General features: G+C 68.6%; 18 protein-coding genes. 9 read left to right on the top strand and 9 right to left on the bottom strand.

All coding sequences use genetic code 11. The features are described from left to right. The first annotated feature begins 3 nt into the window (after positions 1-3). Positions 4-1446 carry a CCA tRNA nucleotidyltransferase gene (locus JK361_RS25685; protein ID WP_201822158.1) on the top strand — a complete coding sequence of 481 codons (1443 nt, stop codon included), beginning with the start codon at positions 4-6 and terminating at the stop codon, positions 1444-1446. A 133-nt stretch (positions 1447-1579) separates the two neighbouring features. On the opposite strand, the gene JK361_RS25680 is transcribed toward JK361_RS25685, so the two are convergent. From JK361_RS25680 to JK361_RS25670, 3 genes are all read right to left on the bottom strand, one after another. Then, positions 1580-2842: an MFS transporter gene (locus JK361_RS25680; protein ID WP_201822156.1), complete on the bottom strand. Its 1263-nt coding sequence runs from the start codon at positions 2840-2842 to the stop codon at positions 1580-1582. 99 nt (positions 2843-2941) lie between these two features. Continuing rightward, entirely contained in the window at positions 2942-4024 is a 1083-nt protein-coding gene (locus tag JK361_RS25675; RefSeq protein ID WP_201822154.1) for an inositol-3-phosphate synthase, read from the bottom strand. 43 nt (positions 4025-4067) lie between these two features. Next, entirely contained in the window at positions 4068-4751 is a 684-nt protein-coding gene (locus JK361_RS25670) for a PadR family transcriptional regulator (RefSeq protein WP_201822152.1), read from the bottom strand. Positions 4752-5147: 396 nt separating this feature from the next. Between JK361_RS25670 and JK361_RS25665 the strand changes: the two genes are divergently transcribed. After that, a complete protein-coding gene (locus JK361_RS25665; protein WP_201822150.1) occupies positions 5148-7841 on the top strand; it encodes a transglycosylase domain-containing protein in 2694 nt (897 codons plus the stop codon). A gap of 129 nt (positions 7842-7970) precedes the next feature. Continuing rightward, positions 7971-9524: a glycosyltransferase family 87 protein gene (locus JK361_RS25660; RefSeq protein ID WP_201822148.1), complete on the top strand. Its 1554-nt coding sequence runs from the start codon at positions 7971-7973 to the stop codon at positions 9522-9524. 114 nt (positions 9525-9638) lie between these two features. Here JK361_RS25660 and JK361_RS25655 read toward each other — a convergent pair whose 3' ends face one another. From JK361_RS25655 to JK361_RS25645, 3 genes are all read right to left on the bottom strand, one after another. Further along, positions 9639-10670, bottom strand: a complete 1032-nt coding sequence (locus JK361_RS25655) for an alanine racemase (protein ID WP_201822146.1) — start codon at positions 10668-10670, stop codon at positions 9639-9641. An 85-nt stretch (positions 10671-10755) separates the two neighbouring features. Beyond that, entirely contained in the window at positions 10756-11877 is a 1122-nt protein-coding gene (gene femX / locus JK361_RS25650) for a peptidoglycan bridge formation glycyltransferase FemX (protein ID WP_201822144.1), read from the bottom strand. 118 nt (positions 11878-11995) lie between these two features. Continuing rightward, a complete protein-coding gene (locus JK361_RS25645; RefSeq protein WP_201822142.1) occupies positions 11996-12310 on the bottom strand; it encodes a hypothetical protein in 315 nt (104 codons plus the stop codon). A gap of 273 nt (positions 12311-12583) precedes the next feature. Between JK361_RS25645 and rpsF the strand changes: the two genes are divergently transcribed. The 4 genes from rpsF (at position 12584) to rplI (ending at position 14292) form a co-directional block, all read left to right on the top strand. Next, positions 12584-12874 (top strand): 30S ribosomal protein S6, encoded by a 291-nt coding sequence (gene rpsF, locus JK361_RS25640; protein WP_014673750.1) that lies wholly within the window; start codon positions 12584-12586, stop codon positions 12872-12874. Positions 12875-12954: 80 nt separating this feature from the next. Continuing rightward, positions 12955-13533 carry a single-stranded DNA-binding protein gene (locus JK361_RS25635; RefSeq protein WP_201822140.1) on the top strand — a complete coding sequence of 193 codons (579 nt, stop codon included), beginning with the start codon at positions 12955-12957 and terminating at the stop codon, positions 13531-13533. 57 nt (positions 13534-13590) lie between these two features. Next, positions 13591-13827, top strand: coding sequence for a 30S ribosomal protein S18 (gene rpsR / locus JK361_RS25630; RefSeq protein WP_003949403.1), 237 nt, complete (start codon positions 13591-13593; stop codon positions 13825-13827). An 18-nt stretch (positions 13828-13845) separates the two neighbouring features. Next, the gene (gene rplI / locus JK361_RS25625) at positions 13846-14292 is read left to right on the top strand and encodes a 50S ribosomal protein L9 (RefSeq protein ID WP_184967858.1); all 447 of its coding nucleotides are present in this window, start codon (positions 13846-13848) and stop codon (positions 14290-14292) included. A 121-nt stretch (positions 14293-14413) separates the two neighbouring features. Here rplI and JK361_RS25620 read toward each other — a convergent pair whose 3' ends face one another. Continuing rightward, positions 14414-15751, bottom strand: a complete 1338-nt coding sequence (locus JK361_RS25620; RefSeq protein ID WP_201822138.1) for an MATE family efflux transporter — start codon at positions 15749-15751, stop codon at positions 14414-14416. Between the two features lie 481 nt (positions 15752-16232). On the opposite strand from JK361_RS25620, the gene dnaB reads away from it, so the two are divergent. Both dnaB and JK361_RS25610 read left to right on the top strand, forming a co-directional pair. Then, on the top strand, positions 16233-17711 hold the full coding sequence (dnaB, locus tag JK361_RS25615) for a replicative DNA helicase (protein ID WP_201822136.1): 1479 nt from the start codon (positions 16233-16235) through the stop codon (positions 17709-17711). 71 nt (positions 17712-17782) lie between these two features. Next, a complete protein-coding gene (locus tag JK361_RS25610) occupies positions 17783-19168 on the top strand; it encodes a serine hydrolase domain-containing protein (RefSeq protein ID WP_201822134.1) in 1386 nt (461 codons plus the stop codon). 201 nt (positions 19169-19369) lie between these two features. On the opposite strand, the gene JK361_RS25605 is transcribed toward JK361_RS25610, so the two are convergent. Together JK361_RS25605 and JK361_RS25600 are read right to left on the bottom strand one after the other, a co-directional pair. Beyond that, positions 19370-19822: a GNAT family N-acetyltransferase gene (locus JK361_RS25605; RefSeq protein WP_201822131.1), complete on the bottom strand. Its 453-nt coding sequence runs from the start codon at positions 19820-19822 to the stop codon at positions 19370-19372. A gap of 9 nt (positions 19823-19831) precedes the next feature. Further along, positions 19832-20290 (bottom strand): MarR family winged helix-turn-helix transcriptional regulator, encoded by a 459-nt coding sequence (locus tag JK361_RS25600; protein ID WP_201822130.1) that lies wholly within the window; start codon positions 20288-20290, stop codon positions 19832-19834. Positions 20291-20398: the final 108 nt, after the last annotated feature.

Genomic DNA, 20398 nt, shown 5'->3' with positions numbered 1-20398 from the left:
GTTGTGCCGAACCCGAACGAAGACACTCCCTCTGCCCTCAGCCAGGCGCAGCAGCGCGCGGTCGCCGAGCTGCTGCGGGTGGCCCCCGTCGCCGACGACCTCGCCCGCCGATTCCAGGAGGCAGGGTTCTCACTCGCCCTGGTCGGCGGATCGGTCCGCGACGCGCTGCTCGGCCGGCTCGGCAACGATCTGGATTTCACCACCGACGCCCGCCCCGAGGACGTACTGAAGATCGTCCGGCCATGGGCGGACGCCGTCTGGGAGGTGGGGATCGCCTTCGGTACGGTCGGCGCGCACAAGGGCGGCTACCAGATCGAGATCACCACCTATCGGTCGGAGGCGTACGACCGCACCTCGCGCAAGCCGGAGGTGTCCTACGGCGACTCCATCGAGGAGGACCTGGTCCGGCGGGACTTCACTGTCAACGCGATGGCCGTGGCGCTGCCGGAGAAGGAGTTCATCGACCCGCACGGTGGCCTGGAGGACCTCGCGGCGCGTGTGCTGAGGACGCCGGGCACGCCCGAGGAATCCTTCTCGGACGACCCCCTGCGGATGATGCGGGCCGCCCGGTTCGCCGCCCAGCTGGACTTCGAGGTCGCCCCCGAGGTCGTCACCGCCATGACGGACATGGCCGGACGCCTCGAGATCGTCTCTGCGGAGCGGGTCCGGGACGAGCTGAACAAGCTGATCCTGTCCACGCACCCGCGCAAGGGCCTGACGCTGCTCGTCGACACCGGTCTCGCCGAGCATGTCGTGCCCGAGCTGCCGGCGCTGCGCCTGGAGCGTGACGAGCACCACCGGCACAAGGACGTCTACGAGCACACGCTGATCGTCCTGGAACAGGCGATCGCGCTGGAGCAGGGCGTTCCGGACCTCACCCTGCGCCTGGCCGCGCTGCTGCACGACATCGGCAAGCCGCGCACCCGCCGCTTCGAGAAGGACGGCCGGGTCTCCTTCCACCACCACGAGGTGGTCGGCGCCAAGATGACCAAGAAGCGCATGACCGCCTTGAAGTACTCCAACGAGCTGGTGAAGGACGTCTCCCGGCTGGTCGAACTTCACCTGCGCTTCCACGGCTATGGCACCGGGGAGTGGACGGACTCGGCGGTCCGCCGGTACGTCCGTGACGCGGGCCCGCTGCTGGACCGTCTGCACAAGCTGACCCGCTCCGACTGCACCACGCGCAACAAGCGGAAGGCTGTGGCGCTGTCCCGGGCCTACGACGGCCTGGAGGAGCGCATCGCCCAGCTGAAGGAGCAGGAGGAGCTGGACTCCATCCGGCCCGACCTCGACGGCAACCAGATCATGGAGATCCTGGGGGTCGGCCCGGGCCCGGCCGTCGGCAAGGCGTACAAGCACATGCTCGAGCTGCGCCTGGAGAACGGCCCGATGGAGTACGACGTGGCGGTGTCGGCCCTCAAGGAATGGTGGGCCGCGCAGGGCTGAGCCCGATCCGATGGATGTTTCACGTGAAACATCCATCCGGGCCGGCCACGGGACAGTGACGCCGAGGGGCGATGTTTCACGTGAAACATCGCCCTCGCTCCGTCTCACCGGCACATGAAGCGTGCTTGCGGCCTCACCGCCGCTCGAAGCGGGCCAGGGACATGGCGATCACGCCGTAGATGACGGCGACGAGAACCACCAGCACCGTGGAGCGGCCGTCCGGCGGAAGCATCAGCGCCGCCGCTCCCGCCGCGCCGACGAAGGCGACGTTGAAGAGGACGTCGTACACGGAGAAGATCCTGCCGCGGAAGGCGTCCTCGACACGGGCCTGGACGATCGTGTCCGTGGCGATCTTGGCTCCCTGGGTGATCAGACCGAGCACGAACGCGGCGGCCATGAGCGGCCCGGTGGCGAACGGAAGACCCAGGGCGGGGACCAGCACCATGGCCGCGCCGGAGCACACCGCGATCCAGCGACCGGGGCCGAGCCGTCCGGCCGCCCAGGGCGTCACCATGGCCGCCGCGAAGAATCCCGCACCGGACAGCGCCAGTGCCGGTCCGAGCAGCCGAAGTCCTTCGTCGGGTGTGTCGGCGAGGGCGTACCGGCAGAGCATCAGCAGCAGGACGAGGAGCGCGCCGTAGCAGAAGCGCATCAGCGTCATCGCGGCCAGGGCCCAGGCCGCTTCCCTGCGCCGGGGTGCGGCCAGGTGCCGGACGGCTGCGAGCAGCTCGCGTGCCGTCTCCGCGAGCGCCGCGCCGAGACGGGGTCGTTCCGGGTGCCGGTCGGGGCCGAGGAGGTCCGGGGGCAGGCGCAGGGAGGCGAGGCTCGCGGACAGATACAGGAAGGCGCCGAGCAGCACGACCGCCGCGTCGGAGTCCGACGCCACGATCCGTACGCCGAAGGCCAGGCCGCCGCCGGCGGTCGCGGCGAGGGTGCCGACGGTCGGGGAGAGCGAGTTGGCCAGCACCAGGCGCTCGGCGTCGACGACCCGGGGCAGGGCGGCCGACAGCCCCGCGAGGACGAAGCGGTTGACCGCTGTGACGGACAGCGCGGAGACGTAGAAGAGCCAGTCGGGCGCGTGGCCGGCCATCAGTACGGCGGTGGCCGCGGCCAGCAGGGCCCTCAGCAGGTTGCCGTACACGAAGACCTGTCGGCGCCGCCAGCGGTCCAGCAGGACGCCGGCGAAGGGACCGACCAGTGAATAGGGGAGCAGCAGGACCGCCATCGCCGAGGCGATCGCGGTGGCCGAGGTCTGCTTCTCCGGGGAGAAGACGACGTACGCGGCGAGCGCGACCTGGTAGACGCCGTCGGCGCCCTGGGACAGGAGGCGGACGTAGAGCAGGCGCCGGAAGTGCCGCAGGCGCACCAGCAGGCGCAGGTCACGTACGACGGGCATGGGCGACAGCCTCACATGTGCGGAAGGTCCCCGGGTCAGGGAACCCGGGGACCTTCACCGCCCTGGCAGGAGCGTTCTCGTGCGAGTGGTCTCAGCGCCTCAGCGCTCGACCTCGCCGTTGATGAACTTCTCGACGTTCTCGCGGGCCTCGTCGTCGAAGTACTGGACCGGCGGGGACTTCATGAAGTAGGAGGAGGCCGACAGGATCGGGCCGCCGACACCACGGTCCTTGGCGATCTTCGCGGCGCGCACGGCGTCGATGATCACACCCGCGGAGTTCGGGGAGTCCCAGACCTCGAGCTTGTACTCCAGGTTCAGCGGGACGTCACCGAAGGCGCGGCCCTCGAGGCGGACGTAGGCCCACTTGCGGTCGTCCAGCCAGGCCACGTAGTCGGACGGGCCGATGTGGACGTTCTTCTCGCCGAGGTCCCGGTCGGGGATCTGGGAGGTGACGGCCTGCGTCTTGGAGATCTTCTTGGACTCCAGGCGCTCGCGCTCGAGCATGTTCTTGAAGTCCATGTTGCCGCCGACGTTCAGCTGCATCGTGCGGTCGAGGATGACACCGCGGTCCTCGAACAGCTTCGCCATGACGCGGTGCGTGATGGTGGCGCCGACCTGGGACTTGATGTCGTCACCGACGATCGGGACGCCCGCCTCGGTGAACTTGTCCGCCCACTCCTTGGTGCCGGCGATGAAGACCGGGAGGGCGTTGACGAAGGCGACCTTGGCGTCGATGGCGCACTGCGCGTAGAACTTCGCCGCGTCCTCGGAGCCCACGGGGAGGTAGCAGACCAGGACGTCGACCTGCTTGTCCTTCAGGACCTGGACGACGTCGACCGGCTCCTCGGCCGACTCCTCGATGGTGGCGCGGTAGTACTTGCCGAGGCCGTCGAGGGTGTGGCCGCGCTGGACGGTGACACCGGTGTTGGGCACGTCGCAGATCTTGATGGTGTTGTTCTCGGAGGCGCCGATCGCGTCCGCCAGGTCGAGGCCGACCTTCTTGGCGTCGACGTCGAACGCGGCGACGAACTCGACGTCGCGCACGTGGTAGTCACCGAACTGCACGTGCATCAGGCCGGGGACCTTGGACGCCGGGTCGGCGTCCTTGTAGTACTCGACTCCCTGCACCAGCGACGCGGCGCAGTTGCCCACGCCGACGATGGCTACGCGAACCGAACCCATTCCGGTTGCTCCCTGTGTGTACGAGTGAGGCCCTGATTGGGTCTCACGTGGCGGTGTCGTCGGGCGTATCCGTCCGGGGGGTTTCCCCGGGACGGGGCAGGCCGCCCGTCGATCCATTGGTGTTGTCCTGCTGAGCGGACCCCCCGGTCGCGGAACCCCGCAGGTCCCGCCCGGCCCGCTCGCTCTCGATGAGCTCGTTCAGCCAGCGCACTTCGCGCTCCACGGACTCCATTCCGTGGCGCTGGAGCTCAAGCGTGTAGTCGTCGAGGCGTTCCCGGGTGCGCGTCAGCGAGGCGCGCATCTTCTCCAGGCGCTCCTCCAGGCGGCTGCGCCGGCCCTCCAGGACGCGCATGCGCACATCGCGCGAGGTCTGCCCGAAGAAGGCGAACCGTGCGGCGAAGTGCTCGTCCTCGTAGGCGTCGGGGCCGGTCTGCGAGAGCAGCTCCTCGAAGTGCTCCTTACCTTCTGCCGTCAATCGGTACACGATCTTCGCGCGGCGTCCGGCGAGGGAGGCGGTGAGGGCGTCTTCCTGGGCGTTGCCCGGTTCCTCGATCAGCCAGCCGTTGGCGACCAGGGTCTTCAGGCAGGGGTACAGCGTTCCGTAGCTGAACGCACGGAACACACCCAGTGAAGTGTTCAGGCGTTTGCGCAGCTCATAGCCGTGCATCGGGGACTCCCGCAGCAGGCCGAGCACGGCGAACTCAAGAATGCCGGAGCGCCGGCTCATCGTCGCCTCCCCTCGGCCCGTCGGGGCGTTCCCGCAGGTCTCGCAGTGCCTGTCAGCGTCTTTATCTCGTGCTGATGTATCGACTCGATACATCAGCACGATAGAGCTGCCGGTCGCGGGCGACAAGAGGGACGGCGGTGAACGGGATCACATCACCGATTCGTAGGAGGCAAGTTGCCTGTTTTGGGGTGAACTTCGGGGCTCGGTGGGTTTTGGTGGTGCGTAGTCTGTGCGGCATGCACACCACCGGGAACCGCGTGACGCCTGGGGAGCGTCCTCGTCCCCGGTGCAGTACGGGTGAATGCAGGACCGACCACATCCGTACTTCGGGGGGACCGGAAACCAGCCGCCGTTCCAGGCGCGCACGGGTGCGCCTGCCCGAGGAGTAATCGTTCGATGAGCGAGCACCGTCGCAAACCGCCGCAGCCGCAGGGAGGCGGACGTGCCGCGGCCCGACGCGGCCAGTCCGGCCCGTCCTCCGGCCGCCGTGCGGCACCGCGAGGCGCCACCGGGTCTTCCGCCGACTCCTATGGGTCGGAGTCCGTCGGCTCGGGAGGCGAGGAGCGTCCCTACAGCAGCCGTGCCGAGGCCCGCCGTGCGGCGCAGAGAGGCAGCCGCCGCAGGGTGGCCGAGAACACGGGCCCGGGCGCCCGGCGCGGCGGTCCGGGCGGGCCTGCGGCCGGACCCGGGCGCGGCAAGGGCCGTGCCACGACGGCCCCCGGCAAGAAGCGGTTCATCGACTATCCGAGGGTCGGCAAGGACGGCTGGCGGCGCTGGGTCCCGTCCTGGAAGCTGGTCAGCGGGCTGTTCCTCGGCTTCGTCGGCAGCCTCGTGGTGATGGTCGGCGTCGGCTACGCGATGGTCTCGATCCCGAACGAGAACGACGCGGCCAAGTCCCAGAACAACGTCTACTACTGGGCCAACGGCAAGCAGATGGTGGCCACGGGCACCGGGGTGAACCGGCAGAACGTGAGCATCGACCAGATCCCCGAGGCGATGCGGTACGCGGTGATCTCCGCCGAGAACAAGTCGTTCTACCAGGACTCCGGCGTCGACCCCATGGGCATCGCGCGCGCCATGGTGAACATGGCACGCGGCGGCCAGACGCAGGGTGGCTCGACGATCACCCAGCAGTACGTGAAGAACACGTACCTCAGCCAGGAGCAGTCACTCACCCGGAAGTTCAAGGAGATGTTCATCTCCATAAAGGTGGGTGCGAAGCTCGACAAAGACGAGATCATGCAGGGGTACCTGAACACCTCGTACTTCGGCCGGGGCGCGTACGGCATCCAGGCGGCGGCCCAGACCTACTACGGCAAGAACGCGGTCGACCTCAAGCCGAGCGAGTGCGCCGTGCTCGCGGCGCTGCTCAAGGGCCCGACGTACTACGACCCGGCCGGCAACCAGGACCTCGACAAGACGGCGACCCCGGCCGCCAACGAGAAGCGTTCCAAGGACCGCTGGGCCTGGATCCTCGGCGAGATGCACAAGGACAAGCACCTCTCCGACGCGCAGTACCAGGAGGCCGTCGCCAAGTACCCCAGGCCCGACGGCCGCAAGGCGACCAAGGGCATGACCGGCCAGATCAGCTACCTGGCCGACACGGCGAAGAAGTACGTGCTCGCCCACTCCGACATCACGGAGGCGCAGTTCGACAAGGGCGGCTACCAGATCTACACGACCTTCGACAAGAACAAGGTCAGCGCGCTGGCCAAGGCCGTGAAGAACGTCCAGAGCGCGCGTCTCGACCCCAAGCACCGCGAGCTGGACAAGTACGTCCAGTTCGGTGCCGCGTCGGTGAAGCCCCAGGACGGAGCCATCGTCGCCCTCTACGGCGGTGACGGTTACGAGAACGGTCACTTCACCAACAACGCCGACACCTCCGGCGTCCCCGTGGGTTCGACCTGGAAGCCGTTCGTGCTCGCCGCCGCCATGGAGTACGGCACGTACAAGTCCGAGGGCGAGGGTGTCTCCCCGCTGAGCAAGTACAACGGCAACGACCACCTCAAGGTGTTCAAGCCGGACGGGTCGTTCTACCTCAACAAGGACAACACGCCCTTCTACCAGGCGAACGAGAGCGACCATCCCTGGGGTTACATCACCCTGCGCAAGGCGATGGAGCAGTCCGTCAACACACCGTTCGTGCAGCTCGGTGTCGATGTGGGAATGACGAAGGTCCGGGACGTCGCCAAGTCGGCGGGCATCCTCGACCAGAGCATGTCGCAGGACCTCAACCCGTCCTTCGCCATCGGAACGTCCACGCCCAGCGCGATCCGTATGGCCGACGCCTACGCCACGTTCGCCGCTTCCGGCAAGCAGGCGGACCCCTACTCCGTGACCGCCCTCAAGGTCAACGGCGCCGACGCGCCCAGCTTCGTCAAGCCGAAGCCGGCCCCCAAGGAGGCGATGGATCCGAACATCGCCAACAACGTCACGGACGTCCTGGAGAACGTCATCCAGAACGGTACGGGTATGAAGGCCAAGGATCTCGGCCGTACGGCGGCGGGCAAGACCGGTACCACCGACGAGAACAAGTCGGCCTGGTTCGTCGGCTACACCAAGCAGCTGTCGACCTCGGTGGCGATGTTCCGCGAGAACCCCAAGAACCACAAGCTGCTGTCCATGAACGGCACGGCGAACACGGACTCCATCCACGGTGGTGACATCCCGACGCTGGTGTGGACCGAGTACATGAAGGCCGCGCTCAAGGGCCAGAACGATCTCGGATTCCCGGAGCCCACCGAGATCGGCACGGTCCAGGACGAGGCGGGAGCCCCCAGCCCGACTCCGAGCGTCACCTTCACGCCGACCCCGACGCCGAGCAACTCGCCGAGCCCGACGCCGACCAAGACGACTCCTACGCCGACCCCGACGCCGAGCCAGTCCTGCCAGTTCGGCTGGGGCAACGACTGCAACGGCAACGGCAACGGAAACGGTGGTGCCAACGACATCGGAGGCACGGACACAGGCGGTGTCGACGGTGGCACGACTCCGACGCCCACAGGGACGGAGACCACCGGAACCGGCGACACCCGGGGCAACGGGAACGGCAACGGCAGTACGGGCTTCTTCGGAGGCCAGGGAGGCTAGCCCGGTGATCCGACCGGTGGGCGACCATATCGCCCGCCAGGGGTGTTTCACGTGAAACATGGGCCGCCGCATCCACCGGGTGTGGCGGCCCTCGCCGTATTCCCAGCCGGGTACGGCAGGATGTGCCCCATGCCCAGTGCAGAGATGACGCCCGCGAGCATGCACGAGCCCGAGCCCGTGCGGCCCGCTGCGGCAGAGCCGGTGCAGCCGACCAGGGAGGACGAGGTCGCCGCCGCCGGCAGTGAGCTGATCGGCGGTCCCCTGGGGCGGTACGCCCTGCTCGGGACCTCCTGGTGGACGCCCGTACGGGTCGTGGCGCTCGTGGCGATCGGCATGTTCGCCCTCGGCCTGGTCCAGAAGGCGCCCTGCTACGACGGCGCCTGGTTCTTCGGGGCGAGCAGCCAGTACACGCACGCCTGCTATTCGGACATCCCGCACCTCTACCAGGGCCGCGGGTTCGCCGATCACCTCGTGCCGTATTTCGACAAGCTCCCCGGCGACATGGACTACCTCGAGTACCCGGTACTCACCGGAGTGTTCATGGAGGTGGCCTCCTGGCTGACCCCGCACAGCGGCTCCATCCAGCACCAGGAGCAGTGGTACTGGTTCGTCAACGCCGGGATGCTGATGGTGTGCGCCGCCGTCATCGCCGTGTGTGTGGCCCGCACCCACCGCCGGCGGCCCTGGGACGGCCTGCTGGTCGCCCTGGCGCCCGCCTTCGCGCTGACCGCGACCATCAACTGGGACCTGCTGGCGGTGGCGCTGACGGCCGCCGCGATGCTGATGTGGTCACGGGGCCGGGCCCCCGCCTTCGGCGTCCTCCTGGGCCTCGCCACGGCCGCCAAGCTGTATCCCGTCCTGCTCCTCGGCCCGCTGCTGCTGCTGTGCTGGCGGGCCGGCAAGTGGCGCGAGTTCTTCCAGGCCGTGGGCGGCGCGGCAGGTGCGTGGCTCGTGGTGAACCTGCCGGTGATGCTCACGCACGACGCGACGGGCTTCCACATCCGCGAGGGCTGGGCGAAGTTCTACACCTTCAGCAAGGAGCGCGGCGTCGACTTCGGCTCCTTCTGGCTGATCTGGGCGCAGAACAGCAGCCACCCGCCCACCACCGACTTCGTCAACAACGCGGCCACCGTGCTGGTGGTGCTCTGCTTCCTCGGTATCGCCGCGCTGACGTTCACCGCACCGCGGCGACCGCGCTTCGCCCAGCTGGCCTTCCTGATCGTGGCCGCGTTCGTCCTCACCAACAAGGTCTACTCACCGCAGTACGTCCTGTGGCTGGTGCCGCTGGCGGTCCTCGCCCGGCCCAAGTGGCGTGACTTCCTGATCTGGCAGGCGTGCGAGGTGACGTACTTCCTGGGCATCTGGATGTACCTGGCCTACACGACCAGCGGAGACGCCCACAAGGGCCTGCCGACGCAGGGCTACCAGTGGGCGATCGTGGTCCATCTGCTGGGCACCCTGTACCTGTGTGCCGTCGTCGTACGGGACATCCTCATGCCGGAACGGGACGTGGTGCGCCGCTCCGGGGACGACGATCCCTCGGGCGGGGTGCTCGACGGCGCGGAGGACGCGTTCGTGCTCGGTGCGGCGGCCCACCCGCCGCGGCACGCCGCCCAGTTCGAGGGGGCGCAGGTGGACTGGGGCCGGCCGGAGACGCTGTCCCACAACGCCTGTTCGCTCTGAGCGAACAGGCGTCCTGCCTCGCCGGTTCGGCAGGCCGGCCCGTACGCGGAAGGCCGTATCCGGAGGCTCCGGATACGGCCTTCCCACTGTCCCGGACGGGCCCGGCAGTCGGGCTCAGCGGTCCACGAGACGGTCGAACTGGGTCGTGGTGTGCCGCAGATGGGCCACCAGCTCGTCGCCGACCTTCGGCTCGGGAGCGTCCGAGGGCACGAAGAGGATCGACACCTGCATGTGCGGCGGCTCGGCGAACCAGCGCTGCTTGCCGCCCCAGACGAACGGAGAAAGGTTCCGGTTGACCGTGGCGAGCCCGGCCCGTGCGACGCCCTTGGCGCGCGGCATGACGCCGTGCAGCGCCTTCGGCGCCTCCAGGCCCACCCCGTGCGACGTGCCGCCCGCCACGACCACCAGGTAGCCGTCCGAGGCCGCCTTCTGCTGCCGGTAGCCGAACCGGTCGCCCTTCGCCACGCGTGTGACGTCCAGGACGGCGCCGCGGTACTCGGTGGCCTCGTGGTCCCCCAGCCACAGCCGCGTGCCGATGCGGGCGCGGAACCGGGTCTGCGGGAACTGCTGCTGGAGCCGGGCCAGCTCGTCCGCCTTGAGGTGGCTGACGAACATCGTGTGCAGCGGCAGCCGGGCCGCGCGCAGCCGGTCCATCCAGCCGATGACCTCCTCGACGGCGTCCGAGCCGTCGGTGCGGTCCAGCGGCAGGTGGATGGCGAAGCCCTCCAGCCGGATGTTCTCTATGGCCTGGTGCAGCTGCGGCAGGTCGTGCTCGCTGATGCCGTGCCGCTTCATCGAGGACATCACCTCGATGACGACACGGGCGCCGACGAGACCGTAGACACCGTCGATCGACGACACCGAGCGCACCACCCGGTCGGGCAGCGGTACGGGCTCCTCACCGCGCCGGAAGGGGGTCAGCACCAGCAGGTCACCGCTGAACCAGTCCTTGATGCGCGCGGCCTCGTACGTGGTGCCGACGGCGAGCAGGTCGGAACCGAGCCGCGTGGCCTCCTCCGACAGCCGTTCGTGTCCAAAGCCGTAGCCGTTGCCCTTGCAGACCGGGACGAGTCCCGGGAACTGCTCCTGCACGTGCTTGTGGTGCGCCCGCCAGCGCGCGGTGTCGACGTAAAGCGTGAGCGCCATGGCCGGACCCGGAACCTTTCTCGTGGCTGCGGTGGATCAGAGTGGTGAGAGCTGTGGGGACTATGGAATCAAACGCCCGAGCGGCTCAGCGGCGCGACATGTAGATGTCCAGCGCCTTGTGGAGCAGCTTGTTCAGCGGGAAGTCCCATTCGCCGAGGTACTCGGCGGCCTGGCCGCCGGTGCCGACCTTGAACTGGATCAGGCCGAAGAGGTGGTCGGTCTCGTCCAGCGAGTCGGAGATGCCGCGCAGGTCGTAGACGGTGGCGCCGAGCGCGTAGGCGTCGCGCAGCATGCGCCACTGCATCGCGTTCGACGGACGGACCTCGCGGCCGATGTTGTCGGAGGCGCCGTAGGAGTACCAGACGTGCCCGCCGACGATCAGCATCGTCGCAGCGGACAGGTTCACGCCGTTGTGCCGGGCGAAGTACAGCCGCATGCGGTTGGGGTCCTCGGTGTTGAGGGCGGTCCACATGCGCTGGAAGTACGACAGCGGGCGAGGCCGGAAGTGGTCACGGACGGCCGTGATCTCGTACAGCCGCTGCCACTCGGCCAGGTCCTGGTAGCCGCCCTGGACGACCTCGACGCCGGCCTTCTCGGCCTTCTTGATGTTGCGCCGCCACAGCTGGTTGAAGTTCTTGTGGACCTCTTCCAGGGAGCGGTTGGCCAGCGGCACCTGGTAGACGTAGCGGGGCTGGACGTCGCCGAAGCCGGCACCGCCGTCCTCGCCCTGCTGCCAGCCCATACGGCGCAGCTTGTCGGCCACCTCGAAGGCGCGCGGCTCGATGAAGTCGGCCTCCAGGTCACGCAACCGCTTGACGTCCGGGTCCTGGATGCCCTTCTTGATCGTTTCCGCGTTCCAGCGGCGGATGATCACCGGCGGGCCCATCTTCACGGAGAAGGCACCCTGCTGCTTCAGGTGCGCCAGCATCGGCTGGATCCAGTCGTCCAGATTCGGCGCGTACCAGTTGATGACCGGGCCCTCGGGCAGATAGGCGAGGTAGCGCTTGATCTTGGGGAGCTGGCGGTAGAGGACCAGACCCGCGCCGACCATCTCGCCGGTGCGGTCGTCGAACCAGCCGAGGCTCTCCGAGCGCCACTCCGCCTTCACATCTGCCCAGGCCGGGACCTGCATGTGGCTCGCCGCCGGCAGGCTCTGGATGTAGGCCAGATGCTGCTCGCGACTGATGGTCCTCAGGGTCAGGCTCATTCGGGGCGCTCCTCGGGCTGGTGTGTCCCCATGGGTACAGGGGCTCCGGCTCTCGCGCGAAGCCTACTGCGCCTTGCGGGCGCCCCGACTGGGCGTATGGGCGTCGAGCCCCGCGGAGTCAGCCGATGAGACCGCCGAACAGGCCGCCGTTGGCCATGCCGAGCATGAAACCGACCCCCGCGGCGCCGAGGCCCAGGATGAGGCCGAACCGCTCCCGCGTGGTCACCGAGATCCACTGCCCGTAGATACCGACGGCCAGCCCGATCAGGCCCGTCCACGACGCGAGCAGGTGAAGGCCGTGGAAGAAGGACGTGATGAAGGACAGCACGCCCAGAACGAGCGTGAGGGCCATCAGGCTGGTCTGAAGCGGACGCGCCTTGCCGTCCGTGGCGAACAGGGATCCGGCGACGTTGGGATGCATTGCCTGTGCCATGGGCACCTCCTGCGGAAGGCGGCGCATAGTAGCGCCGTACACACCCGACGTATACAGAGTGACGGTCCTCACGGCCGGATTTCAACCGGAAGCGGGTGTGCAGGTAGTCTGTACCGTCTGCACCGGTGTCTGCCCAACGCCTGCCCAGGTAACACTGCGGGGACCCTCAGGGGCCCCCGATTGTCAGTGGCGGCCGATACCGTTGCGTACGCATCACAACCCTCCTGCCACGGAACGACCGTGGCCGCTGAGTCCAAAGGAGGTGGGTTCCACATGCGTCACTACGAGGTGATGGTCATCCTCGACCCCGATCTCGAGGAGCGTGCTGTCTCCCCGCTGATCGAGAACTTCCTGTCCGTCGTCCGTGACGGTGGCGGCAAGGTTGAGAAGGTCGACACCTGGGGCCGTCGTCGTCTCGCCTACGAGATCAAGAAGAAGCCCGAGGGCATCTACTCGGTCATCGACCTGCAGGCCGAGCCTGCGGTCGTCAAGGAGCTCGACCGCCAGATGAACCTGAACGAGTCGGTCCTCCGGACCAAGGTCCTCCGCCCCGAGACCCACTGAGCCTCCCGCTCAGCTGATCTCGGGATTCGAGTAGCAGCAACCAAGCAGCCAGAGCAGCAAACCCGCCGAGAGGTTCCCCCATGGCAGGCGAGACCGTCATCACGGTCATCGGCAATCTTGTCGACGACCCCGAGCTGCGCTTCACCCCGTCCGGTGCGGCGGTCGCGAAGTTCCGCGTCGCGTCCACTCCCCGCACCTTCGACCGCCAGACGAACGAGTGGAAGGACGGCGAGAGCCTCTTCCTCACCTGCTCGGTCTGGCGTCAGGCGGCGGAGAACGTCGCCGAGTCGCTCCAGCGAGGCATGCGCGTCATCGTGCAGGGCCGGCTGAAGCAGCGGTCCTACGAGGACCGTGAGGGCGTCAAGCGCACGGTCTACGAGCTGGACGTCGACGAGGTCGGCCCCAGCCTGCGTAACGCCACGGCCAAGGTCACCAAGACCGCCGGTGGCGGCCGCGGTGGCCAGGGTGGTTACGGCGGCGGTGGCGGCCAGGGTGGCGGCGGCTGGGGCGGAGCCCCCGGCGGCGGCCAGCAGGGCGGCGCTCCGGCCGACGACCCGTGGGCGACCGGCGCTCCCGCCGGTGGCAACCAGGGTGGTGGCGGCGGCTGGGGCGGAGGCTCCGGCGGCGGTGGCGGCTACTCGGACGAGCCCCCCTTCTAGGCCTTCGGGCCGAAGGTGGGTCGTACCCCAACTTCTTGATCACACAGGAGAAACACCATGGCGAAGCCGCCTGTGCGCAAGCCGAAGAAGAAGGTCTGCGCTTTCTGCAAGGACAAGGTCACGTACGTGGACTACAAGGACACGAACATGCTGCGGAAGTTCATTTCCGACCGCGGCAAGATCCGTGCCCGCCGCGTGACCGGCAACTGCACGCAGCACCAGCGTGACGTCGCCACGGCCGTCAAGAACAGCCGTGAGATGGCGCTGCTGCCCTACACGTCCACCGCGCGCTAAGGGAAGGGTGACCGACTAATGAAGATCATCCTCACCCACGAGGTCTCCGGCCTCGGTGCCGCCGGCGACGTTGTCGACGTCAAGGACGGTTACGCTCGCAACTACCTGATCCCGCGGAAGTTCGCTATCCGCTGGACCAAGGGCGGCGAGAAGGACGTCGAGCAGATCCGTCGCGCTCGCAAGATCCACGAGATCCAGACCATCGAGCAGGCCAACCAGGTCAAGGCCCAGCTCGAGGGCGTCAAGGTCCGCCTGGCCGTGCGTGCCGGCGACGCCGGTCGCCTCTTCGGTTCCGTCACCCAGGCCGACATCGCTTCCGCGATCAAGGCTGCCGGTGGCCCCGAGGTCGACAAGCGCCGCATCGAGGTCGCTTCTGCGATCAAGACCCTGGGCGCCCACGAGACGTCCGTGCGTCTGCACCCCGAGGTTGCCGCCAAGGTCAACATCGAGGTCGTCGCGGGCTGATCGCCGCGTGATCGCCGTGCTCGCTTGAGCCGGTGAAAGGGGCCGCACCCATGAGGGTGCGGCCCCTTTCCCATGACCGGGTGACCGGGGTGATCACCGCGGCATGTTTCACGTGAAACGGTCAGCGGGTCGCGCCCGTCACGATCCAGCGGCCCGAGCGGCTGCGCAGCCACAAGGTCAGCATGCGGATCACCATCATCAACGTCATCGCTGCCCAGAGCGCGGTCAGGCCGCCGCCGAGCGTGGGGACGAGTAGGGCCACCGGGGCGAACACGGCCAGGGTGACGACCATGGCCCCCGCCAGATACGAGCCGTCGCCCGCGCCCATCAGGACCCCGTCCAGGACGAACACGATCCCGCAGACGGGCTGGGACAGTGCTACCAGCAGCAAGGCGGGCAGTGCGGTGTCCGTCACCGTGGAGTCGCTGGTGAACAGCGGCAGGAAGAGCGGTCGTGCGGCCACCACCAGCAGGCCCAGGACGACACCGGACGCGATGCCCCAGTGGATCATTCGGCGGCAGGCTTCGCGTGCTCCTTGGGCATCGCCCGCGCCGAGGTAGCGGCCGATGATGGCCTGGCCCGCTATCGCGATCGCGTCGAGCGCGAAGGCCAGCAGGCTCCACAGGGACAGGATGATCTGGTGCGCGGCGATGTCGGCGTCACCGAGACCGGCCGCGACCGCCGTGGCGATCATGAGAATGGCCCGCAGGGACAGCGTGCGGACCAGGAGGGGAACGCCCGCTTGAGCCGATGCCCGGATGCCGGCGGTGTCCGGTCGGAGGGAGGCGCCGTGCCGGCGGGCCCCGCGTACGACCACCGTCAGATAGACGGCCGCCATGCCGCACTGCGCGATGACCGTGCCCCAGGCCGAACCGGCGATGCCCAGCCCGGCGCCGTAGACGAGCAACGCGTTCAGTGCGGCGTTGGCGACGAAGCCGCCGATGGCCACGTAGAGCGGGGTCCTGGTGTCTTGCAGGCCGCGCAGTACTCCGGTCGCGGCCAGGACGATGAGCATGGCCGGAATGCCCAGCGAGGAGACGCGCAGATAGGTGGTGGCGTATGGGGCCGCGGTCGAGGAGGCCCCGAAGAGGTTCACGATGCCGGGGGCCAGCGGCAGGACTACGGCTATGACGGCCATGCCGAGCAGCAGCGCCAGCCAGATCCCGTCCATGCCCTGCCGGATCGCCGCCCGGAGATCGCCGGCACCGACACGGCGGGCCACCGCGGCCGTGGTGGCGTAGGCGAGGAAGACGAAGACGCTCACGGCGGTGGTCAAGAGGGCCGACGCGACGCCGAGACCGGCGAGCTGGGTGGTGCCGAGGTGGCCGACGATCGCACTGTCCGCCATGACGAAGAGAGGCTCGGCGACGAGGGCACCGAAGGCCGGAACGGCCAGCGCGACGATTTCTCGGTCGTGCTGCCGACGGGTGGCCTTGGGGATCTCTGGAGCCTGTGTCATGAGCATCAATCTAATCGTCCACAGGTAAGAGATGCAACCGACTATTGATCCTTACCTTCTGCCCTGGGGCGTGTCCTTTCGGGTAGCGTTCGAAGCGATCTTGGCCCGACTGGGGAAGTTTTTCTTCTGCACAGCCGGTGGATCGAAAACCCGCAGGTCAGAGGCTTGAACCTGAGGGGATCGAGGGCTTGTTCACAGGGCTGTCCACCGGGTCGTGCACAGGTTTCGCCGAGTTCTCCACAGCATCGGGGCGGTCGTCCACATGGCCTGTGGATAACCAGATTGGCTGAAGGTGCCGACGGGCCTACGGTTGTCCGGCGCCCGCTCCTTTTCCCGGCCCGGCACGCGCCTTTCGTCCGGCCCGGGAACCGTCATAAATCCGACGCGTCAGAACCGGAGTTGGGCCTCTCATTTGTCAGTGTCGTGCCGTACAAAAGAGGCCACGGCGAGGTCCGCCGTGCGGACGGGAGGAGGTGGCTCGGTGAGCATTTCCGAGCCCTTGGACGATCCGTGGGCCGACAGCGGGCCCAGTGATCGTCTGCCGGCCTCCCGCCGGCGCGGTGACGGCGGCAGGGGCCGTGACGAACAGCACGACCGCGGCCGTGAAAACGGCGGCTGGGACGGCGGAGGTTCGTCCTTCGAGCGGGTGCCGCCGCAGGATCTGGACGCCGAGCAGTCCGTGCTGGGCGGCATGCTGCTGTCCAAGGACGCCATCGCGGATGTCGTCGAGATCCTCAAGGGCCACGACTTCTACAAGCCCGCGCACGAGACGATCTACCAGGCCATCCTGGACGTCTACGCCAAGGGCGAGCCGGCCGACCCGATCACCATCGCCGCCGAACTGACCAAGCGCGGCGAGATCAACAAGGTCGGCGGCGCCGCGTATCTTCACACCCTCGTCCAGACCGTGCCGACGGCGGCCAACGCCGAGTACTACGCGGAGATCGTCCACGAGCGGGCCGTCCTGCGCCGTCTGGTCGAAGCCGGCACGCGCATCACGCAGATGGGATACGCGGCCGACGGAGACGTGGACGAGATCGTCAACAGCGCCCAGGCCGAGATCTACGCCGTCACCGAACAGCGCACCAGCGAGGACTACCTCCCGCTGGGCGACATCATGGAAGGCGCCCTCGACGAGATCGAGGCGATCGGCTCACGCAGCGGCGAGATGACGGGTGTGCCCACCGGGTTCACCGACTTCGACTCGCTGACGAACGGCCTCCACCCCGGGCAGATGATCGTCATCGCCGCCCGTCCCGCCATGGGTAAGTCGACCCTCGCACTGGACTTCGCGCGGGCCGCCTCCATCAAGAACAACCTCCCGAGCGTCATCTTCTCGCTCGAAATGGGCCGCAACGAGATCGCGATGCGCCTGCTGTCCGCCGAAGCCCGGGTCGCCCTCCACCACATGCGGTCCGGCACGATGACGGACGAGGACTGGACGCGGCTCGCACGCCGTATGCCGGACGTGTCGGCCGCGCCGCTGTACATCGACGACTCCCCGAACCTGTCGATGATGGAGATCCGGGCCAAGTGCCGGCGCCTGAAGCAGCGCAACGACCTGAAGCTGGTCGTCATCGACTATCTCCAGCTGATGCAGTCCGGCGGTTCCAAGCGTGCCGAGAGCCGTCAGCAGGAGGTCTCGGACATGTCCCGTAACCTCAAGCTGCTCGCCAAGGAGCTGGAGATCCCGGTCATCGCGCTCTCCCAGCTCAACCGTGGCCCCGAGCAGCGCACCGACAAGAAGCCGATGGTCTCCGACCTGCGAGAGTCCGGCTCCATCGAGCAGGACGCCGACATGGTCATCCTGCTGCACCGCGAGGACGCGTACGAGAAGGAGTCCCCCCGTGCGGGCGAGGCCGACCTGATCGTCGCCAAGCACCGAAACGGCCCCACGGCCACCATCACGGTCGCTTTCCAGGGCCACTACTCCCGCTTCGTCGACATGGCCCAGACCTGATCCACTCGCACGGTCGCGCGGGCCCGTGAATTGAATTCGACGCCCGCCGCCGTAACCGGTGAACTGGGCCCATGACGACAACTCAGGAAGCCCTGCTCCCGGGCACCCGGCGTGCCCTGCTGCACCGGATCGCCGTGGCGCAGGCCGAAGGACGGGCTCCGTCACTGGTCGCCGCCGTCGTACGGGACGGGCAGGCCGTCTGGCACGGTGCACGGACGTCGGTGGACGGGCACGGCCCGGACGAGACCGTGCAGTACCGGATCGGGTCCGTCACCAAGATCTTCACCGCCGTCCTGGTGATGCGGCTGCGTGACGAGGGGCTGCTCGATCTCGGTGATCCGCTGGAGAGGTATGTGCCGGGCACCGGCGCGGGGGAGGCGACGATCGCCGAACTGCTCGCGCACACCGCCGGGTTGGCGGCCGAGTCACCCGGTCCCTGGTGGGAACGGACGCCCGGCTCCCTGCGGCCGGAACTGAGCGATGTACTCGGGGAACAGCCCCTGCTGCATCCGGTCGGACGGCACCACCACTACTCCAACCCCGGCTACACCGTGCTCGGCGCCCTGGTGGAGAGGTTGCGCGGTGCTCCCTGGGAGGAGGTACTGCGCGACGAGATCCTGGAGCCGCTCGGTCTGCACCGGACGAGTGCTCGGCCCGAGCCGCCGCACGCGGGTGGATGGGCCGTGCACCCGTGGGCCGACGCGATGCTGCCCGAGCCGACGGAGGACCTGGGGCGCATGGCGCCGGCCGGCCAGCTCTGGTCCACCACCGGGGACCTGGCGCGCTTCGCCGCGTTCCTGGCCCGGGGGGACGACCGGGTCCTGAGCGCGCACTCGGTACGGGAGATGCGTACCCCGGCGGCGCCCGCCGAGACCGCGGACGTGGTGGACGGGGTCACGTACGGCCTGGGCATGCAGATCCAGCTCCGTGACGGCCGGCTGCTCGTCGGGCACTCCGGCTCGCTGCCGGGCTTTCTGGCGAACCTCACCATCGGCGTGGAGGACGACGTGGCCGCGGTCGTGCTCGCCAACTGCACCAGCGGACCGCTGCTGGGTGCCGTGGGTGCGGACCTCGTCCGGATCGTCGCCGAGGCGGAGCCTCGTATCCCCGAACCCTGGCGACCCCTGCGGGAGGTCGATCCCGCGGTGCTGGACCTGGTGGGGCAGTGGTACTGGGGCACCCATGCGTTCGGCATGCGCGCGACCGCGGACGGCCTGGTCGCGCTGGCACCGCTGGCCGGTGGCGGCCGTAGGGCCCGCTTCCGTGCGAACGGTGACGGCACTTGGACGGGGCTGGAGGGTTACTACGCCGGTGAGCTGCTGCGGCCGGTACGGCGCCCGGACGGGTCCGTGAGCCACCTCGACCTCGGCTCGTTCGTGTTCACGCGGCAGCCGTATGACCCCGGGGCCCCGGTGCCCGGTGGCGTGGACCCGGAGGGATGGCGGGGTATCGGCTAGCCCGAAGCTGCTCAGGGTGTTTCACGTGAAACACCCCCTGCTTCGTTCGCGGCGTTCCACCGGCCGGTCGCGGGCCCAACGGGGACCTCGGGGCGCCGTGCCGACGTACCCCTTCCGGCGCCAAGACCGCGTGGCCCTTCCGGCGCCAAGACCGTGTGGCCCGTCCGGCGCCGCGGCCGCGTGGCCCGCCTGTGGGGTGGATCAAAGCCGCAGTTTGAAGCCCTCGTGCGAAGCCGTGAAGCCCAGCCGCTCGTAGAAGCGGTGGGCGTCGGTGCGTGTCTTGTCCGAGGTCAGCTGCACCATCTGGCAGCCGAGCCGACGGGACGTGTCGATCGCCCACTCGATCAAGGTGCTGCCCAGCCCGCTGCCCCGCTCGTCGGCGTGGATGCGCACGGCTTCGATGAGCGCGCGGGTGGCCCCCTTGTGCGAGAGCCCGGGGATGATCGTGAGCTGGAGGGTCCCGATCACCCGGCCCTCCCGCACCGCGACGACGACATGCTGGTTCGGGTCGGCGGCGAGGCGGTCCAGCGCGGTCCGGTACGGCGTCAGATCGCCGGGTGACTCGCGCTGGGCGCCGAGCGGATCGTCGGCGAGCATGGCGACGATCGCGGGGAGGTCGTCGGCGATCGCGGACCGTATTTCAAGATCTCCCATGCGGGCACCCTATGTGGCCACGTTCAGGGACTCCACCACCCGGACCAGCGGGGCCAGTTCGGGGTTTCTGGCGGCGTCGTCCAGGGCTTCGCGCAGTGCGGCGTCATTGGTGGGCCGTGCCTCCTCCAGCAGCTGAAGGCCGGCCGGGGTGACGTTGGTGTAGATGCCGCGCCGGTCGGTGGGGCACAGATAGCGCTCCAGCAGCCCGCGGTCCTCCAGCCGGGTCACCAGGCGGGTGGTGGCGCTCTGGCTGAGCACCACCGCGTCGGCGACCTGCTTCATCTGCAGGTGTCCGCCTTCGCCGGAGTGCTGCCTGCTGAGCACGTCCAGCAGGGAGTACTCGCGCACGCTCAGATCGTGCTTGGCCTGTAGGGCGCGCTCGATGTGCGCCTCGATCCTTCCGTGCAGCGCAGAAAGGGCGCACCAGCCCTGGGCGAGGGCGGTCAGCGCAGGGTCCGTCGCTGTCATGGGCGTTCTCCTCCGTCCCGGAGCGGCTGCATCACCAGAGTAGAGCACCGCCGCAATAGTCGGCTCTTGCACTTAGCCCGCGTCTGCAACTATTGTGAACGAACGCAA

It is taken from the genome of Streptomyces musisoli, from assembly GCF_016741855.1.
In the GTDB taxonomy this organism is placed as follows: Bacteria; Actinomycetota; Actinomycetes; order Streptomycetales; family Streptomycetaceae; genus Streptomyces; species Streptomyces musisoli.
This window is presented reverse-complemented; position numbering and strand designations above follow the sequence as displayed.

Excerpts from the sequence above, each read along its gene's own strand:
- JK361_RS25635 (WP_201822140.1), top strand. The coding sequence starts at position 12,955 with ATGGCAGGCGAGACCGTCATCACGGTCATCGGCAATCTTGTCGACGAC.
- JK361_RS25670 (WP_201822152.1), bottom strand. The coding sequence starts at position 4,751 with ATGAGCCGGCGCTCCGGCATTCTTGAGTTCGCCGTGCTCGGCCTGCTG.
- JK361_RS25645 (WP_201822142.1), bottom strand. The coding sequence starts at position 12,310 with ATGGCACAGGCAATGCATCCCAACGTCGCCGGATCCCTGTTCGCCACG.
- JK361_RS25675 (WP_201822154.1), bottom strand. The coding sequence starts at position 4,024 with ATGGGTTCGGTTCGCGTAGCCATCGTCGGCGTGGGCAACTGCGCCGCG.
- JK361_RS25665 (WP_201822150.1), top strand. The coding sequence starts at position 5,148 with ATGAGCGAGCACCGTCGCAAACCGCCGCAGCCGCAGGGAGGCGGACGT.
- JK361_RS25660 (WP_201822148.1), top strand. The coding sequence starts at position 7,971 with ATGCCCAGTGCAGAGATGACGCCCGCGAGCATGCACGAGCCCGAGCCC.
- JK361_RS25680 (WP_201822156.1), bottom strand. The coding sequence starts at position 2,842 with ATGCCCGTCGTACGTGACCTGCGCCTGCTGGTGCGCCTGCGGCACTTC.
- JK361_RS25655 (WP_201822146.1), bottom strand. The coding sequence starts at position 10,670 with ATGGCGCTCACGCTTTACGTCGACACCGCGCGCTGGCGGGCGCACCAC.
- JK361_RS25605 (WP_201822131.1), bottom strand. The coding sequence starts at position 19,822 with ATGGGAGATCTTGAAATACGGTCCGCGATCGCCGACGACCTCCCCGCG.
- rplI (WP_184967858.1), top strand. The coding sequence starts at position 13,846 with ATGAAGATCATCCTCACCCACGAGGTCTCCGGCCTCGGTGCCGCCGGC.
- rpsF (WP_014673750.1), top strand. The coding sequence starts at position 12,584 with ATGCGTCACTACGAGGTGATGGTCATCCTCGACCCCGATCTCGAGGAG.
- rpsR (WP_003949403.1), top strand. The coding sequence starts at position 13,591 with ATGGCGAAGCCGCCTGTGCGCAAGCCGAAGAAGAAGGTCTGCGCTTTC.
- JK361_RS25620 (WP_201822138.1), bottom strand. The coding sequence starts at position 15,751 with ATGACACAGGCTCCAGAGATCCCCAAGGCCACCCGTCGGCAGCACGAC.
- JK361_RS25610 (WP_201822134.1), top strand. The coding sequence starts at position 17,783 with ATGACGACAACTCAGGAAGCCCTGCTCCCGGGCACCCGGCGTGCCCTG.
- JK361_RS25600 (WP_201822130.1), bottom strand. The coding sequence starts at position 20,290 with ATGACAGCGACGGACCCTGCGCTGACCGCCCTCGCCCAGGGCTGGTGC.
- femX (WP_201822144.1), bottom strand. The coding sequence starts at position 11,877 with ATGAGCCTGACCCTGAGGACCATCAGTCGCGAGCAGCATCTGGCCTAC.